We start from the raw sequence: 13,834 nt of genomic DNA, 5'->3' as shown, positions 1-13,834 counted from the left end.
GCGAAAGCGTAGGTGGAAGGAGGATTCATAGCTAAAAGTTCGTATTACGATATAAAAACCTCCATTGGCTCCTGGAGGTTTTTATGCGCGTGATGTTCACTAAAGGCTATATCTTATTCTGGCGTTTTCGAGATGATTTTTCATGGCTAAAACGGCTTCGTCATCATGATGCTGGGAGATGTTCTCATAAATAAGACTATGTTCTTTAAAGACGGCATTTAGATTATCTATACTCAACATACCGCTTTGGCTGATATGTTTAATGAGTTTGCGTGAAGTTTGGAGTAAATTACTTAATATTGGATTGTGAGAACATTGGGCAATTGAGAGGTGAAAATCAAGATCTAAATCAAGAAAGTGTTGAAAATCGCGTTCAATATATGCTCTTTTGGATTCTTCGAAAATTAGTTTAAGATTATTCAAATCTTCCAAAGTTGCATTAATAGCAGCTAGACGTGCCGATTCAAGCTCTAGGACATTACGGACTGATATTACATGCTCTAAATTCTTATCTCCCAGGAAGAATGTCCAAGACAGCGGGGTCAAAAAAAATTCTGAGCTATCAGAGGCAATAAAAGTACCTTGTCCAGGGAGAATATTGATAAGCCCAAGTACGCTTAGAACTTTTAAGGCTTCTCGAATGGAAGTTCGCCCAACATTAAATAGGGCAGCAAGATTGCGGTCTGAGGGAAGCTTATCGCCTGGCTTCATTTTGTTTGCTAAGATTTGATCTTCAAGAAAATTACTGAGGGCATTTGCCAGAGTTTCAACTTGGCTCGATTTTTTTTCAATTGGAGTGAGGTTGGTTAATGTTTTTCCATTGACCGATCGCTGGTTGGCAAGAAACACATCAATATTCTTGGCAAAATCATCGGGGGGAAGCTGAAAGAGTTTAGAATCTACAGCGAAAGCTTGAGCAAGCAGCGAGGCATAATATTCGCTGTCCTTACCTGATTTTTTTTCAAGTGTCGACAGTTTGGAAATACTAAGGTGAGGCTGATCGTTTTCGTTCATTAAATAGTAATGAATAAAGTCGCTTTGCGACAGCATGAGTCGTCTTCTTAACAAAAGCATATTTTCGGGAATATGTATTGGGGTAAGATTATCCATTTGTCTTATCAAGCCTTTCTGGTGTCCTATAGCAGCTAGTCATTAACTGACAATAGTAATTATAGCAAACGTTTTATCCAATCGTAAAACTCCTACTTCTACAGAGGGAGTAGTTCCCATACCGAGGTTAACTCGAAATTAAAGATTGCATTATAACAATACATGAGTTAGAATGAAATTGCAAATAAAGTGGTCGACCACAAGACCACCTTCCAAAGACGGAGGACAATTTATGATCAAGAAGGCGGAAGACTTAAGCGTCGAATACAGCCCAAACCTAAAAGGTGGAAAAGGCACTGTAAAAATCATCAATATCCTTGAGAATAAGGATAACCATGGAACAGGCAGGCTCTTTGGAGTAAGTATTATCCCTGTAGGAGGGTCAATCGGCAAACATCAACATGTCGGAGATTTTGAAACATATTACATTCTCAAAGGCAAAGCTCTAGTCAATGATAACGGAGATGAACAAATTCTCGGTCCTGGTGATATGACGCATTGCAACGACGGTGATTATCATTCCATTGAGAATATTGGAGATTGTGATTTAGAGTATATTGCCGTGATTTTGTATACCAAACAAAAAGAACAATAGAGGATATAATGAAAGGATGGATAGTTCATGGGTTACCCAAAGGATATTCTAACGACAAGAGCAGTTGTTAAACACGGTAAGTATGCCGTAATTCCTCCCGACGGACTCGTAAATAATGTTGTCCCAGGAATTGAAGGCTGTCGAATCAGTATTGTTGCTTCACCGAAAATGGGGGCTAGTTTTGTCCAATATGTGATTACTGCTGAAAAGAATGGTGGAACAACCAAGGTATTTGGTAAGCAGGCCAATGTCGAAACATTTATCTATTGTATTGAAGGGGAAGGAAACTATACTGTTGACGGTAAAGACTATAAGACGGTCGATGGTGCCTATATTTATGCCCCAGCAGGTGTAGGTCTGGAATTTAAGAACACCAGCGAAAAGCCGATGAAGGTTCTTCTGTATAAACAAGTCTATATTCCTTGTGAAGGCATGAATCCTTATGTTTATTATGGAAACGTTAATGATATCGATTATAGAATTTATGATGAGATGGAAAACGTTTTCGTTAAAGATCTGCTTCCAGTTGATATCAATTTCGATATGAACATGCATATTCTCTCTTTCGCGCCGGGAGGATGCCATCCTTTTGTAGAGACTCATGTCCAGGAGCATGGGGCCTATATTTTAGAAGGTGAAGGCTGTTATCTCCTAGATGACAACTGGTCGATGATCAAAAAGGATGATTTCATGTGGTTCGGTCCTTATGTCGCTCAAGCAGCCTATGGTGTCGGCAGGACGAACTTTACTTACATCTATTCCAAGGATTGCAACAGAGATGTTGAACTTTAATTGATAATATAGCAACTATTTTTCAATATGCTCCCATAATGTAGAAGGTTATATATCTTTTGCGTAAATGGGGGCATTTTTTGTTATACTTTATAACTCATTGCAGTTGCTTCCCAACAAACTAGTTAAAGAATTGAAGATAACAAAAGATACTCTATGAAACTTTAAAGGGAGTGGTCAAATATAAGGTCTGACTACTCCCCAAAAGAGGTTACATAAAAGTGAACTTGAAGTAAGGTATGGAAAGACCCCCACTTGTAGAAGTGGGAGTCTTACGATTGGATAAATATGTTTAGCTAACTTTAACAGCTAATTCTAATAGGGTATAATACAGTACTTTGACCCCGTTGGCACAATCATCGGGGCTGCTCCATTCTGCCGGGTTGTGACTTATCCCATCTTTGGAACGTACAAAAATCATGCCAATGGGGCAGATGTTAACCATCTGCATAGCGTCATGCCCTGCACCGCTAGGCAGAGAAAAATATGGGAGTCCTGAAGCCTCACATGCTTTTCGAGCCGCAATTTGGAACGCTTCTGCGCAAGGCGCAGGCGGAATTCTTTGCAGAATATCAGTTTTGAGACTAACTCCTCTGTCCTTGCAGATTCTAGCGAATTCGTTAAAAATCTGCATTTCCACCTTATCGCTGACCTCCTGGGAGGTATCCCTTAGATCTAAGGTGAAATCGACGGTTCCGGGAATGATATTGATACCTCCCGGCTGTACATTGAGCCGACCTACGGTAGCCACCGTAGTTCCTGTTGACTTCGCTTCTCGCTCAACCACTTGGACCATTTCTGCAGCAGCAACTAAGGCATCATGACGCAAGGTCATGGGCGTAGCTCCGGCATGGCCTGCTTCACCCTGGACAGTACATTTTAGCCAAAGTTCGTTGACGATGCCGCTGACGATCCCAATCGAGAGGTCCTTCGATTCCAAAACTTTTCCTTGTTCAATGTGGAGTTCAATAAAGGCTTTGATGGACTCTTGGGAGCGGTTAGCCTCGCCGATCTTGTCGGGATTGTATCCTTGTGCCTGCATTGCCTCAGCGACGGAAATGCCATTTTTATCTTTCATTTCAAGATCTTTATGGCTTAGATTGCCGATAACTCCTCGGCTCCCAAACATACTAAAACTAAAACGTGAACCTTCTTCGTCGTTAAAAGCATAGACCTCAATGGGATGCTTCGTCTCAATGTGTTGTTCATTTAGTGTCTGCAAGACTTCGATTGCTCCGAGAAGACCTAGCGCACCGTCATAGATTCCTCCGTCACAAACAGAGTCTATATGGGACCCTGTGAGAACCACTGCCGCGTTAGGGTCACATCCCTCCCGGCGGCCAATCAAATTGCCTACGGCATCTTCTCTTACTTGTAAACCGGCTTCCCGCATGTAAACAGTAACAAGATCTTTTGCCGATCTATCTTCTTGAGTAAAGGCGTGACGAGTTATACCTCCAGATTGATTCCTTCCTATCTTCCCTAATTCCATTAAACGATGAATCAGACGTTCTTTATTAATCACGTTTGTCACTCCTTAGATTGGCGTATATTAAGTCTAGTTTTATTTTTTAATATTTTTAGACTTTTGTCTTTAGTAATTATAGATAATAAAATCATCTTTTGATTAGCACATTGTGATAATGAAAAATGTAAATGTTCATTATATTCTAGATGTAGAACATTATTCGAATTGTATAAATTCAAAGTTGAGGAGGGGACATTACCAATAACAATTAAGATTCAAGACTAAAACTGGGTTTCCTGATGATATGTCGGGTTTTAGGTATTTAATTAGTAAAAGGAGGGGTTGGGCAATGTTTGATCTGGTTATAAAAAACGGCAAGGTTGTTAAAACGGATGGAATTATCGAAGCTAACATAGGTGTTAAGGATGGGAAAATCGCAGCTATCATGGAATCCGGAAATCCCCTTGAAGGAAAAGAAGTAATTGATGCTCAGGGAAACTATATATTCCCCGGGGCAATTGATAGTCATGCTCACTTAAATGATCCAGGCTACTTATGGAGAGAAGACTACGCTCACGGCACTGCTGCAGCAGGGGTGGGGGGAATCACAACAATCATTGATATGCCTCTGCAGAATGAACCGGCAATGACAGATGCTCAAATCTTTGATAAAAAGATTCAAGCGGTTTCTGTGAACGCCTATGTCGACTATTGTTTCTGGGGAGGACTAGTTGACTATAACTTAGATAAATTGAAAGAATTAGATGAAAAAGGTTGTATCGGTTTTAAATCGTTCATCGGGCCGGTATCTCCCGATTATGTTTCGCTCACGATCGGTCAAGCCAAAGAAGCTATGGAAATTTTGCAGGAGTTTGATGCTCGGGCCGCTTTTCATTGCGAAGACTATTCCCTAATCAAATGGGAAGAGAAGAGAGCCCAACGAAAAGAAAAAAATGATTGGCGGGATTTCCTGGATTCCAGACCGGTGATTGCCGAGTTAATAGCCACTCAAAATATTATTAATCTTGCCAAGGAACTGGGAGCAAAAGCTCATATCTGTCATGTCAGCCATCCACGAGTTGCCAAAATCATTCAAGAGGCACAACAGCAAGGAATTGATGTAACGGCTGAAACATGTGGACATTATCTTACGTTTACCGATCAAGACGTCATTAAGAATGGCAGTTTGTTCAAATGTGCGCCTCCCTTAAGGGAAGAGGCGGCCGTGGAGGAAATGTGGGAATACGTCAATAACGGAACTTTATCTTGCGTAGCTTCTGATCATTCACCGTGTGAATTGAGCGAGAAGAGTGAAGAAAAGCATGGAATTTTTGGAGCCTGGGGCGGCATAAGCGGTATTCAAAATGTAATGCAGGTCGTCTTTAGCGAAGGCGTTGTGAAGAGAGGCTATAACCCGACCTTATTGGCCCGCAGTTTAAGTGAAGGCCCAGCAAAGGTTTGCGGGATTTTTGGCAAAAAAGGAGCCATTGAGGTTGGATTTGATGCTGATCTGGTTATCCTTGACCCAGAGAAAGAATGGGAAATTACTCCGGAGTCATTGTACTATGTCAATAAAATTTCTGCCTTTGTCGGTTTAAAAGGAAAGGGTCTTCCTGTCTGCACGGTTGTAAGGGGTCAAGTGGTCGCCAAAGACGGCAAAATAGTCGGTCAAAAAGGTTTTGGCGAATTTGTCAGCAAATTGAAATAGGAGAGGGGGATTATTATGAGCAAGCGTTATGACTTAATTATTCGGCATGGAATGCTTGTTTGTCCAGATGGTGTCAAGAAAGCCGATGTTGCTGTTGACGATGAAAGAATTGTTGAAATTGCAGAGGAGATAAGCGGCGAGGCTAAGGAAATTATTGATGCCACAGGAAACTATGTTTTTCCCGGTACCACCGACGGACATGTTCATTTTAACGATCCAGGCCGAACAGAGTGGGAAACTATCGCCACCGGAAGTAACGCACTGGCTGCCGGTGGAGGGATTGCTTATTTTGATATGCCTCTTAACTGCAATCCCTGTACGTTAGATGCTAAAAACTTTAACAATAAGCTTGCCGTTGCCCAGAGAGATTCTTTAGTCGATTATGGATTTTGGGGCGGACTTACGCCTAAAAATTTAGATAAGCTTGAAGAGCTCGCCGAATGCGGCGTGGTTGGATTTAAGGCCTTCTCATGTTTCAGCGGAATTGCAGAGTTTGAGAGAATGGACGATTACACGGCCTTAGTCGGCATGGAGAAATTGGCTAAGCTAGGATATCCTCTAATGGTCCATTGTGAAAACGCAGAGATTGTGAGTGCCTTGACTGCTCAAGCTCTAGCCAACAATAAAACGACTGTGCGTGACTATTTTGCAGCTCATTCCCCCATAACAGAAATTGAAAATGTCTCACGGATGATTTCCTACGCTGAGGAAACGGGCTGCAAATTGATTATTGCCCACGTAAGTACAGCAAGGGCAGTGGAGTTAGTAACAGAGGCCAGGAACAGGGGAGTTGATGTTTCCTGTGAAACTATCGGTCATTATTTAATTCTTACCGATGACGATGTTGAACGGATGGGAACTGTCGCTAAATGTTCGCCTCCAATCCGCGATGCTCAAAACCAAACAAAAATGTGGGGTAAATTGTTAAATGGTGAATTTGCCTTTATCTCCTCAGACCATTCACCGTGTGATCCCAAGCTGAAGGACGGAGAGTTTTTGAAGGTTTGGGGAGGGATCTCGGCCTGTCAAACGACGTTGTCGTCACTGCTTACACACGGTTATCATGAGCGAAAAGTACCCCTTGCCGATATTGCCAAATTGACTGCACAAAATGTAAATGAGGTCTTTAAAATTCCTGGGAAAGGAAAGATTGCCTTAGGATTTGACGGGGACTTTGCGCTGGTTGACTTAAATCAGGAGTTTACACTCCAGGCAGAAGATCTCTTCTATAAACATAAGGCCAGCCCTTATGTAGGCAGCACCTTCCGCGGAAAAATTACTCAAACCATTCTCAGAGGTAAGACCATATTTAAAGACGGAAAAGTAGTTTCCCAACCAATCGGCAAACATTTAAGACCACTTGTTTAATTCAGGGATCGCTTAGAATAGGGCTAACGCTTAAGAAGAGGAGTAGGTAAAAATGTCTACAAATTCAGGAAACCTCGAAACAAACGTAACCCAGGTTTCTCAGTCGGCAGATAATGATGAAGCTTTGAATCCGAGATCTCCAAACGAACGGACAGTTGGTCCAATCCCCTATATGTTTATGTGGATCGGAGATGGCGTTAACTTAGGTAATATGACACTGGGAGCGAGTTTAGTTGTAGCTGGAGTTGCCACGTTGAATATCGTTCAGACCTTTGCAGCTGCCATTATCGCTATCGCCATTATCTCTACAGTATTTGCTTTAAATGACAGACTCGGTTATCGAACCGGAATTCCTTATGTCGTACAACTTAGAATGTCTTTTGGCCTAAAAGGAGCTACTGTAACCTCACTATTGCGCGGCATTCCTGCCGTTGTCTGGTATGGTGTCCAGAGCTGGATCGGCGGTACAGCCCTAAACGAAATTGCCAAGGCCATTACCGGCGGAGCCTTTAATAATGTTGTTATTTGTTTTGTTGTTCTTCAATTGGTGCAAATTGTAATCTCGATGTACGGATTCCATGCTATTAAGTGGGTTGAAACGCTGACTTCTATCGTGATTATGGTTGCCCTGGTTTATGTGTTTGGCATTCTCGTAACAAAGTATAATGGTGTTGTCAGTCAAAAATGGGTTCATGCTACCGGTTCATGGGGGTTGCCATTCTTTTCCTTCATCATGGTTTTTCTGGGGAATTATGCAGGTATCTTTTTAAGTGCTGCCGATTATTCGAGAGAGCTAAAATCGGGTATTCGTGATGGAAAACGTGGCTTCCTCTATTTCTCACCGATTGTGCTGGCCTATGGTTTTGTTATTACGATTGGCGCTATGCTGGCATCGGCAACCGGGATCTCCAATCCTGTCAAAGCTTTTGCCATCGTCGTTGATAATTCCTATATTACAGTATTTGTATCGGCCTTCATCGTTCTTGGTGCTGTTGCCACAAACATGGTTGCCAATATTGTCACCCCAACTTATGTCATTCAGCTGTTCACGAAATTGAAATATAAAGTAGCCGTATTTATTACTGGACTCTTAGGGCTGTGTGCTTTTCCCTGGGTTCTTGTTCAGGACTCCTCAGCCAAAGGTCTGGATATGTTCATTCTTATCTATTCAGCGTTCTTGGGACCAATTGTTGCCATTTTGCTTATTGAATATTATATCCTAAGAAAACAACGTGTAGAAGTTAGTGAATTGTACAATCAATCGGGGGTCTTTGCCGGCTATAATCCGGCAGCAATACTTGCCATGCTGATTGGAGCAGGTGCCGCCTTTTTGAAAGTCGATCTCGCCTGGATAATTGGTCTGGTAGTAGCAGGAATTGCTTACTATCTCCTGATGAAATTCGCCTTTAAAGAGTCAAGATTTAAAAGTGGTACAATATTTGAGAACAATTAGATGGGAAAATTAAAGAATTAAGTTAGGGGAAGTCGGCTGAAAAGGCGGCTTCCTTTAATTTCATATGTAAATGCATTTTTTCAGATCGCTATTCTTTAACGACGCAATCAATTGCTTTTATCCAGTTTTTAAGACCCCCACTTCTATAAGTGGGGGTGGGTCCTTCGTAGACTTCAGGTGGGGTAGAGTCCTCCTTCGCCGCTAAGTATTCCTATTGGGAAAGGCTGCTCGGCAATAACGTCCACTGGACATTATTGTATCTGAAGCCCCGATGTTCAGCTTTAGCTGAACGAGTTCACTTTTCTTATTCGGCATTATAGGTTTATGTGCAGGAAAAGGGGAGAAATAAACGAAGTATTGACGATACTATATGAAAGGCTATTAACAGGAGGAGTAACGTGGAATTAACCGTTGAGAAATTGCTCAAACTCGAACCGCTGCGAACGTCACAAGTAATGGCAGGTGCCCAGGGGCTTAAGAATGTGGTTAAAGGGGTTACCATTATGGAAGCACCGGATATCGTCGATTGGCTGGCCGGTGGTGAACTGCTCCTGACAAGTTTATATTCTACCCTGGGAGGAAAGGTAAACTATCGTGAGTTCATCCGAAATCTTGCAGCCAAAGGCGTCTGCGCGCTGGCGGTCAAAATTCGGCGCTTTGTTGATAGAATCCCGCCGGATATCCTGGAGATCGCCGATGAGATCGGTTTGCCTATTATACAATTAGAAGGTAATGTTCGCTATGTGGATATCATGTATCCCGTCATGGAGATACTCTTTAACAAGCAAGTTATTGAACTTAAATATTATAAAGAAATACAGGAACGGTTTACTGCTTTAGCGCTTCAATGCCAAGGCCTTGATAAGATCACAAAGACTTTAGCGGAATTGGTTGGAAATCCGGTGAGCGTTTTTGATAACCAAAGGAAATGTTTGTCTGCCACTGATGAGATATTTTGCAATTTTGAGGATATGACGACGTTTTATGAGGGGGACTTACTGAGCAAGAACTTCAATTCCTATCGCATCAAAATAAATGGAGCAGGGGAAGAGCCTGTTTACCAAGTTGTGGTGCCGATCCAAGCCTTAGGTCAGATTAAAGCTTATTTAATAGTAACTGAGATTAACAAACCAATGCATGAGATGGAATTAATTTGTTTGGACCAAGCTACTACAGTTGTAACCCTGGAGATGGTCAGGCGATTTGCTGTTCGAGAAGTTGAACAGAAATTCAGCAATGATTTTGTTGAGAAACTCATTAGCGGAGAGATTGAAGTCAGCAGTATGCGTGAAAGGGCAAATCTCTTGGCTTGGGAAATTAATCGTCCCTTTGTTGTAGTGCTGTTCAGCCTCAAATATCTGGATGAGTATTTAGCTGATACGAAGATCAAACAAGATAAAATAGCTTTTCAAGGAATTAAAGCGGAGATTCAGTCTTTGATCATGAACGTGATGAGAACGCGAATGAAAGACTTTATTCTCGGACATAAAGGTGACTCAATCATTGTTTTGTGGCCTGTCAGAGGATCAATCAAAACGATTGAGGAGATTAAGAAGGCTGGGCGGGAAATACAGGATCATGCGAAGAAACGCTGGAAAAAGATTATGATTGGGATTGGTATTGGGAACGTTGCCGCTGAGATCGAAGAGATTCCAAGAAGTTATAAGGAGGCCCAGGACGCTCTCATTTATGGAGAAATGCTTCAAGGGGAAGACGTCATTTCCTGGTTCCAGGATCTGGGTGTCTATCGAATGCTTTGTAAGTTTGGCCAAGGTAATGATCTAGCTGATTTTGTACCTAAATCACTCAGAATACTTTTGGACTATGATCAGCAGAATCAAACGGAACTATTAAAGAGTTTAGAAATCTTTTTAGAGTTTAATGGTAACGCAAGTAAAGCAGCAAAAGCGCTCTTTATTCATTACAAAACCTTACTTTATCGTTTAGAACGGATTAAAGAGGTCACCGGACTCGATTTAGAGGATTATAAAAATCGCTTAGAATTAGAACTTGGGTTAAAGATTATTCAAATTTTAAACCAGCGGGAATAATTGAGAAACGAAAATAAGAGACGTTTGCATTTTTGCGCAATCGTCTCTCATTTTGACAGCCGCAGCTGTTCTAAACCAGGTGACAGGCAACCAAGTGTCCGTTGCCGCAATCTTTCAATTCAGGAGCTGTTTGGGCACATTGTTGCTGAGCTTTTGGACAACGGGTACGGAAATAACAGCCGCTCGGCGGGTCAATGGGGCTTGGAACCCCTCCCTCTAAGACTATGCGAGAGCGTTTTAACTCTACATCCGGATCAGGAATCGGTATAGCCGATAATAAAGCTTGCGTATAAGGATGCATCGGATGATCATAAAGGTCCTGGCTCGTTGTTAGCTCTACAATTCGTCCCAGGTACATCACAGCGATACGATGGGAGATATGTTTGACCATGGAGAGGTCATGAGCAATAAATAGATAAGTCAATCCGAGTTTTTCCTGTAATTCTTCCAGCATGTTTACGATTTGGGCCTGAATAGAGACATCGAGTGCTGAGATAGGTTCATCACAGATGATCAGCTTGGGGTTTACCGCCAAAGCTCGGGCAATCCCAATCCGTTGTCTTTGCCCACCGGAAAATTCATGAGGGAAGCGGTTGGCATGCTCGGAATTCAACCCAACTGTTTCCAATAATTCATAGATTCGATTGGTGCGTTTTTGACCACTGGCCAGGTGATGAATGTCGAGAGCTTCGCCGATAATATCCCCGACAGTCATTCGCGGATTAAGTGAGGCATAGGGATCCTGAAAAATCATCTGCATATCCCGGCGAACAGTCATCATTTCTTTTTTGTTTAAGTCATAGATATTGCGGCCCATAAATTTTGCTTCACCGGATGTAGCTTCATAGAGGCGGATAATGGTACGCCCGGCTGTTGATTTGCCGCATCCGCTTTCGCCAACTAAGCCTAATGTTTCTCTCTGATGAAGCTTAAAGGATATGCCGTTTACGGCATGAACTTTTTTGTTATCACGGGATAAAAAGCCATCTTTAATTGGAAAGTGCTTGACTAGATTATTGACTTCCAGAATAACTTCGCTGCTCATGATCTAGCCTCCTTCTCATCAATCCCGTTAAAGACCACCTTGGGAGCGTCAGGATGAAGAAGCCAGCACGCTGCTTGATGTTTTTCATTAAGATTAGTATAAGCCGGAGGCTGAGTTGCACAGATTTTCATAGCATGTGGACAGCGTGCCGCAAAGCCGCATCCTTTAGGAGGATTAAGAAGATCGGGAGGACTCCCGACGATAGGCACCAGTTTGCTGCGCTTGGAGGCATCTAATCTGGGAACGCTTTTTAACAATCCCCAAGTATAAGGGTGCCGAGGATCCTTAAAGATATCCTGGGTTGTGCCCATTTCTACGATTTTGCCGCCATACATGACGATAATTCGCGAACAGAGACCGGCTACAACTCCTAAATCGTGGGTAATTAAGATGATGGAAGTATTAACTTTATCCTTTAAGTCCTTCATTAACTCCAATATCTGAGCCTGAATTGTGACGTCCAAGGCAGTTGTTGGTTCATCTGCAATCAAAAGTTTGGGATTGCAGAGCAATGCCATGGCAATCATAACTCTTTGTCTCATTCCACCGGAAAATTCATGAGGATATTGTTTTAAACGTCGTTCAGCATTAGAAATTCCCACCATGGTCAAATATTTAGCAGCACGTCCTAAAGCTTCATTTTTGCCGATCCCTTCGTGGTGCTGTAAGACTTCTGTCATCTGCCGCCCTATGGTGAGCACAGGATTTAGGCTTGTCATCGGGTCTTGGAAGATCATACCGATCTCTTTGCCGCGGATTTTCTGCATATCTTTTTCCGGCAGGTGGACTAAATCCCTGCCCGCTAAACGGATTTGACCGTTTTTGATTTTGCCGGGGGGATTGGGAATCAAACGCATAATTGACTGAACTGTTACCGACTTACCGCAGCCGGATTCTCCGACAATCCCTACAGCTTCCCCTGCATCAACATGAAAACTAACCCCCGAAACTGACTGCACTTCTCCAGCATAGGTATAGAAGGAGGTGCTGAGGTTTTCCACTTCCAGTAAAGCCACAATATCTCCTCCTTACTTGCGCATTTTAGGATCAAAGGCATCACGCAGCCCGTCACCAATAAAGTTGAACGCTAACATTAAGATGGCAATTAAAGCTGCCGGGAAAATTAGAGCAAATGCATAGCCGGGAATATTCCCTCGTCCTTCGGCAGCCATATATCCAAGGCTAACCAAAGGAGGCTGCACTCCTAAACCGATAAAGCTCAGGAAGGCTTCCATAAAGATAGCGGCAGGTATCTGTAAAGCAGATACTACAATAATTTGTCCCACCGTATTTGGCAGCAAATGCTTAAAGAGAATACGGCGGGTGCTTGCCCCAAGAGTGCGGGCGGCTAAAACAAATTCCTGTTCCCGCAGTGTCAGGATCTGGCCGCGAACGATTCTGGCCATGGTAACCCAGTATTCGATACCGAGAACAATAAAAATATTACGCAGACCTGAACCTAGAAAGACCATTAACAAAATTACATATAACATGTCAGGCACACTGAAAATGATATCAATAAACCTTTGCATCAGATTATCAATACGACCGCCCGCATAGCCGGAGATACCGCCATAGATGATCCCGATAGTCAGGTTAATCAGTACCGAACCAAAGCCAATGGCCAGGGAAATCTGGGTTCCATACATAGCTCGGGTTAAAATATCTCTGCCCAGTTCATCAGTGCCGAAGGGATGTACCCAACTGGGAGAGTTTAAGGTATGGCTCAAGTCATTAGAGTAATAGTTAAAGTGAGAGAAGAAGGGTCCTACAAAACCAAACAAACAGATAAGAATAAGAACAATCAGCCCGCCCATGGCTAAGGGATTCTTTTTGAAACGACGGCGAGCATCCTGCCAGAGGGTGGTGCTTGGTCGGTTAATTACATCGGTTTTTTGAGTTTGTTGCAGCGGTGTAAATGAATCTAATGGCAAACTCATGCTCAGACCCCCTTTTGATCGGTTAACTTGATGCGCGGATCGACCAGAGTATAAGCAATATCCACCAGAAGGTTAAACGTGACCATTAATGTGGCAACCAGAATCGTTGTCCCCATGATCACGGGATAATCACGATTGGTAATACTGGTAACAAAATATTGTCCAATTCCGGGAATATTAAACTGAAGTTTCGCACCTAATAAATCAGCTCTAATTCCGGCTTAATTGGGTCAAACAGATATAAAAATTCCGCATGAACACAGGGTTTTGGTATAATTTGATTGCGTACAAATCTACCAAAATT

At 42.6% G+C, this 13,834-nt stretch carries 11 protein-coding genes and 1 pseudogene; 6 read left to right on the top strand and 6 right to left on the bottom strand.

The window, feature by feature from the left end:
• Positions 1 to 99: 99 nt before the first annotated feature.
• Positions 100 to 1,050 (bottom strand): FadR/GntR family transcriptional regulator, encoded by a 951-nt coding sequence (locus tag B5Y67_RS16620; RefSeq protein WP_170932725.1) that lies wholly within the window; start codon positions 1,048 to 1,050, stop codon positions 100 to 102.
• Between the two features lie 292 nt (positions 1,051 to 1,342).
• On the opposite strand from B5Y67_RS16620, the gene B5Y67_RS16615 reads away from it, so the two are divergent.
• Together B5Y67_RS16615 and allE are read left to right on the top strand one after the other, a co-directional pair.
• Complete coding sequence (locus B5Y67_RS16615; RefSeq protein ID WP_088227551.1) at positions 1,343 to 1,705, top strand: cupin domain-containing protein; 363 nt, start codon at positions 1,343 to 1,345, stop codon at positions 1,703 to 1,705.
• A gap of 27 nt (positions 1,706 to 1,732) precedes the next feature.
• A complete protein-coding gene (gene allE, locus B5Y67_RS16610) occupies positions 1,733 to 2,497 on the top strand; it encodes a (S)-ureidoglycine aminohydrolase (protein ID WP_088227550.1) in 765 nt (254 codons plus the stop codon).
• Positions 2,498 to 2,789: 292 nt separating this feature from the next.
• Here allE and B5Y67_RS16605 read toward each other — a convergent pair whose 3' ends face one another.
• Complete coding sequence (locus B5Y67_RS16605; RefSeq protein WP_088227549.1) at positions 2,790 to 4,022, bottom strand: Zn-dependent hydrolase; 1,233 nt, start codon at positions 4,020 to 4,022, stop codon at positions 2,790 to 2,792.
• A gap of 292 nt (positions 4,023 to 4,314) precedes the next feature.
• Between B5Y67_RS16605 and allB (B5Y67_RS16600) the strand changes: the two genes are divergently transcribed.
• From allB (B5Y67_RS16600) to B5Y67_RS16585, 4 genes are all read left to right on the top strand, one after another.
• Positions 4,315 to 5,673 carry an allantoinase AllB gene (gene allB / locus B5Y67_RS16600; protein ID WP_088227548.1) on the top strand — a complete coding sequence of 453 codons (1,359 nt, stop codon included), beginning with the start codon at positions 4,315 to 4,317 and terminating at the stop codon, positions 5,671 to 5,673.
• Positions 5,674 to 5,688: 15 nt separating this feature from the next.
• The gene (gene allB / locus B5Y67_RS16595) at positions 5,689 to 7,041 is read left to right on the top strand and encodes an allantoinase AllB (RefSeq protein WP_088227547.1); all 1,353 of its coding nucleotides are present in this window, start codon (positions 5,689 to 5,691) and stop codon (positions 7,039 to 7,041) included.
• Positions 7,042 to 7,093: 52 nt separating this feature from the next.
• On the top strand, positions 7,094 to 8,494 hold the full coding sequence (locus B5Y67_RS16590) for an NCS1 family transporter (RefSeq protein ID WP_088227546.1): 1,401 nt from the start codon (positions 7,094 to 7,096) through the stop codon (positions 8,492 to 8,494).
• A 398-nt stretch (positions 8,495 to 8,892) separates the two neighbouring features.
• Positions 8,893 to 10,545 carry a PucR family transcriptional regulator gene (locus B5Y67_RS16585; RefSeq protein WP_088227545.1) on the top strand — a complete coding sequence of 551 codons (1,653 nt, stop codon included), beginning with the start codon at positions 8,893 to 8,895 and terminating at the stop codon, positions 10,543 to 10,545.
• 70 nt (positions 10,546 to 10,615) lie between these two features.
• Here B5Y67_RS16585 and B5Y67_RS16580 read toward each other — a convergent pair whose 3' ends face one another.
• The 4 genes and pseudogenes from B5Y67_RS16580 to B5Y67_RS16565 form a co-directional block, all read right to left on the bottom strand.
• A complete protein-coding gene (locus B5Y67_RS16580) occupies positions 10,616 to 11,590 on the bottom strand; it encodes a dipeptide ABC transporter ATP-binding protein (protein ID WP_088227544.1) in 975 nt (324 codons plus the stop codon).
• Positions 11,587 to 12,609, bottom strand: a complete 1,023-nt coding sequence (locus B5Y67_RS16575) for an ABC transporter ATP-binding protein (protein ID WP_207652431.1) — start codon at positions 12,607 to 12,609, stop codon at positions 11,587 to 11,589. Before B5Y67_RS16575 ends, B5Y67_RS16580 begins: the two co-directional genes overlap by 4 nt.
• 9 nt (positions 12,610 to 12,618) lie before the next feature.
• A complete protein-coding gene (locus B5Y67_RS16570) occupies positions 12,619 to 13,530 on the bottom strand; it encodes an ABC transporter permease (protein WP_088227542.1) in 912 nt (303 codons plus the stop codon).
• 2 nt (positions 13,531 to 13,532) lie between these two features.
• Positions 13,533 to 13,712 (bottom strand): annotated as a pseudogene (locus tag B5Y67_RS16565) (ABC transporter permease subunit); the annotation flags it as partial.
• Positions 13,713 to 13,834 lie beyond the last annotated feature (122 nt).

It is taken from the genome of Desulfosporosinus sp. FKB, from assembly GCF_002196705.1.
In the GTDB taxonomy this organism is placed as follows: Bacteria; Bacillota; Desulfitobacteriia; order Desulfitobacteriales; family Desulfitobacteriaceae; genus Desulfosporosinus.
This window is presented reverse-complemented; position numbering and strand designations above follow the sequence as displayed.

Coding starts and splice junctions, on each gene's coding strand:
- B5Y67_RS16620 (WP_170932725.1), bottom strand. CDS start 1,050: ATGCTGTCGCAAAGCGACTTTATTCATTACTATTTAATGAACGAAAAC.
- B5Y67_RS16615 (WP_088227551.1), top strand. CDS start 1,343: ATGATCAAGAAGGCGGAAGACTTAAGCGTCGAATACAGCCCAAACCTA.
- allE (WP_088227550.1), top strand. CDS start 1,733: ATGGGTTACCCAAAGGATATTCTAACGACAAGAGCAGTTGTTAAACAC.
- allB (WP_088227548.1), top strand. CDS start 4,315: ATGTTTGATCTGGTTATAAAAAACGGCAAGGTTGTTAAAACGGATGGA.
- allB (WP_088227547.1), top strand. CDS start 5,689: ATGAGCAAGCGTTATGACTTAATTATTCGGCATGGAATGCTTGTTTGT.
- B5Y67_RS16590 (WP_088227546.1), top strand. CDS start 7,094: ATGTCTACAAATTCAGGAAACCTCGAAACAAACGTAACCCAGGTTTCT.
- B5Y67_RS16580 (WP_088227544.1), bottom strand. CDS start 11,590: ATGAGCAGCGAAGTTATTCTGGAAGTCAATAATCTAGTCAAGCACTTT.
- B5Y67_RS16570 (WP_088227542.1), bottom strand. CDS start 13,530: ATGAGTTTGCCATTAGATTCATTTACACCGCTGCAACAAACTCAAAAA.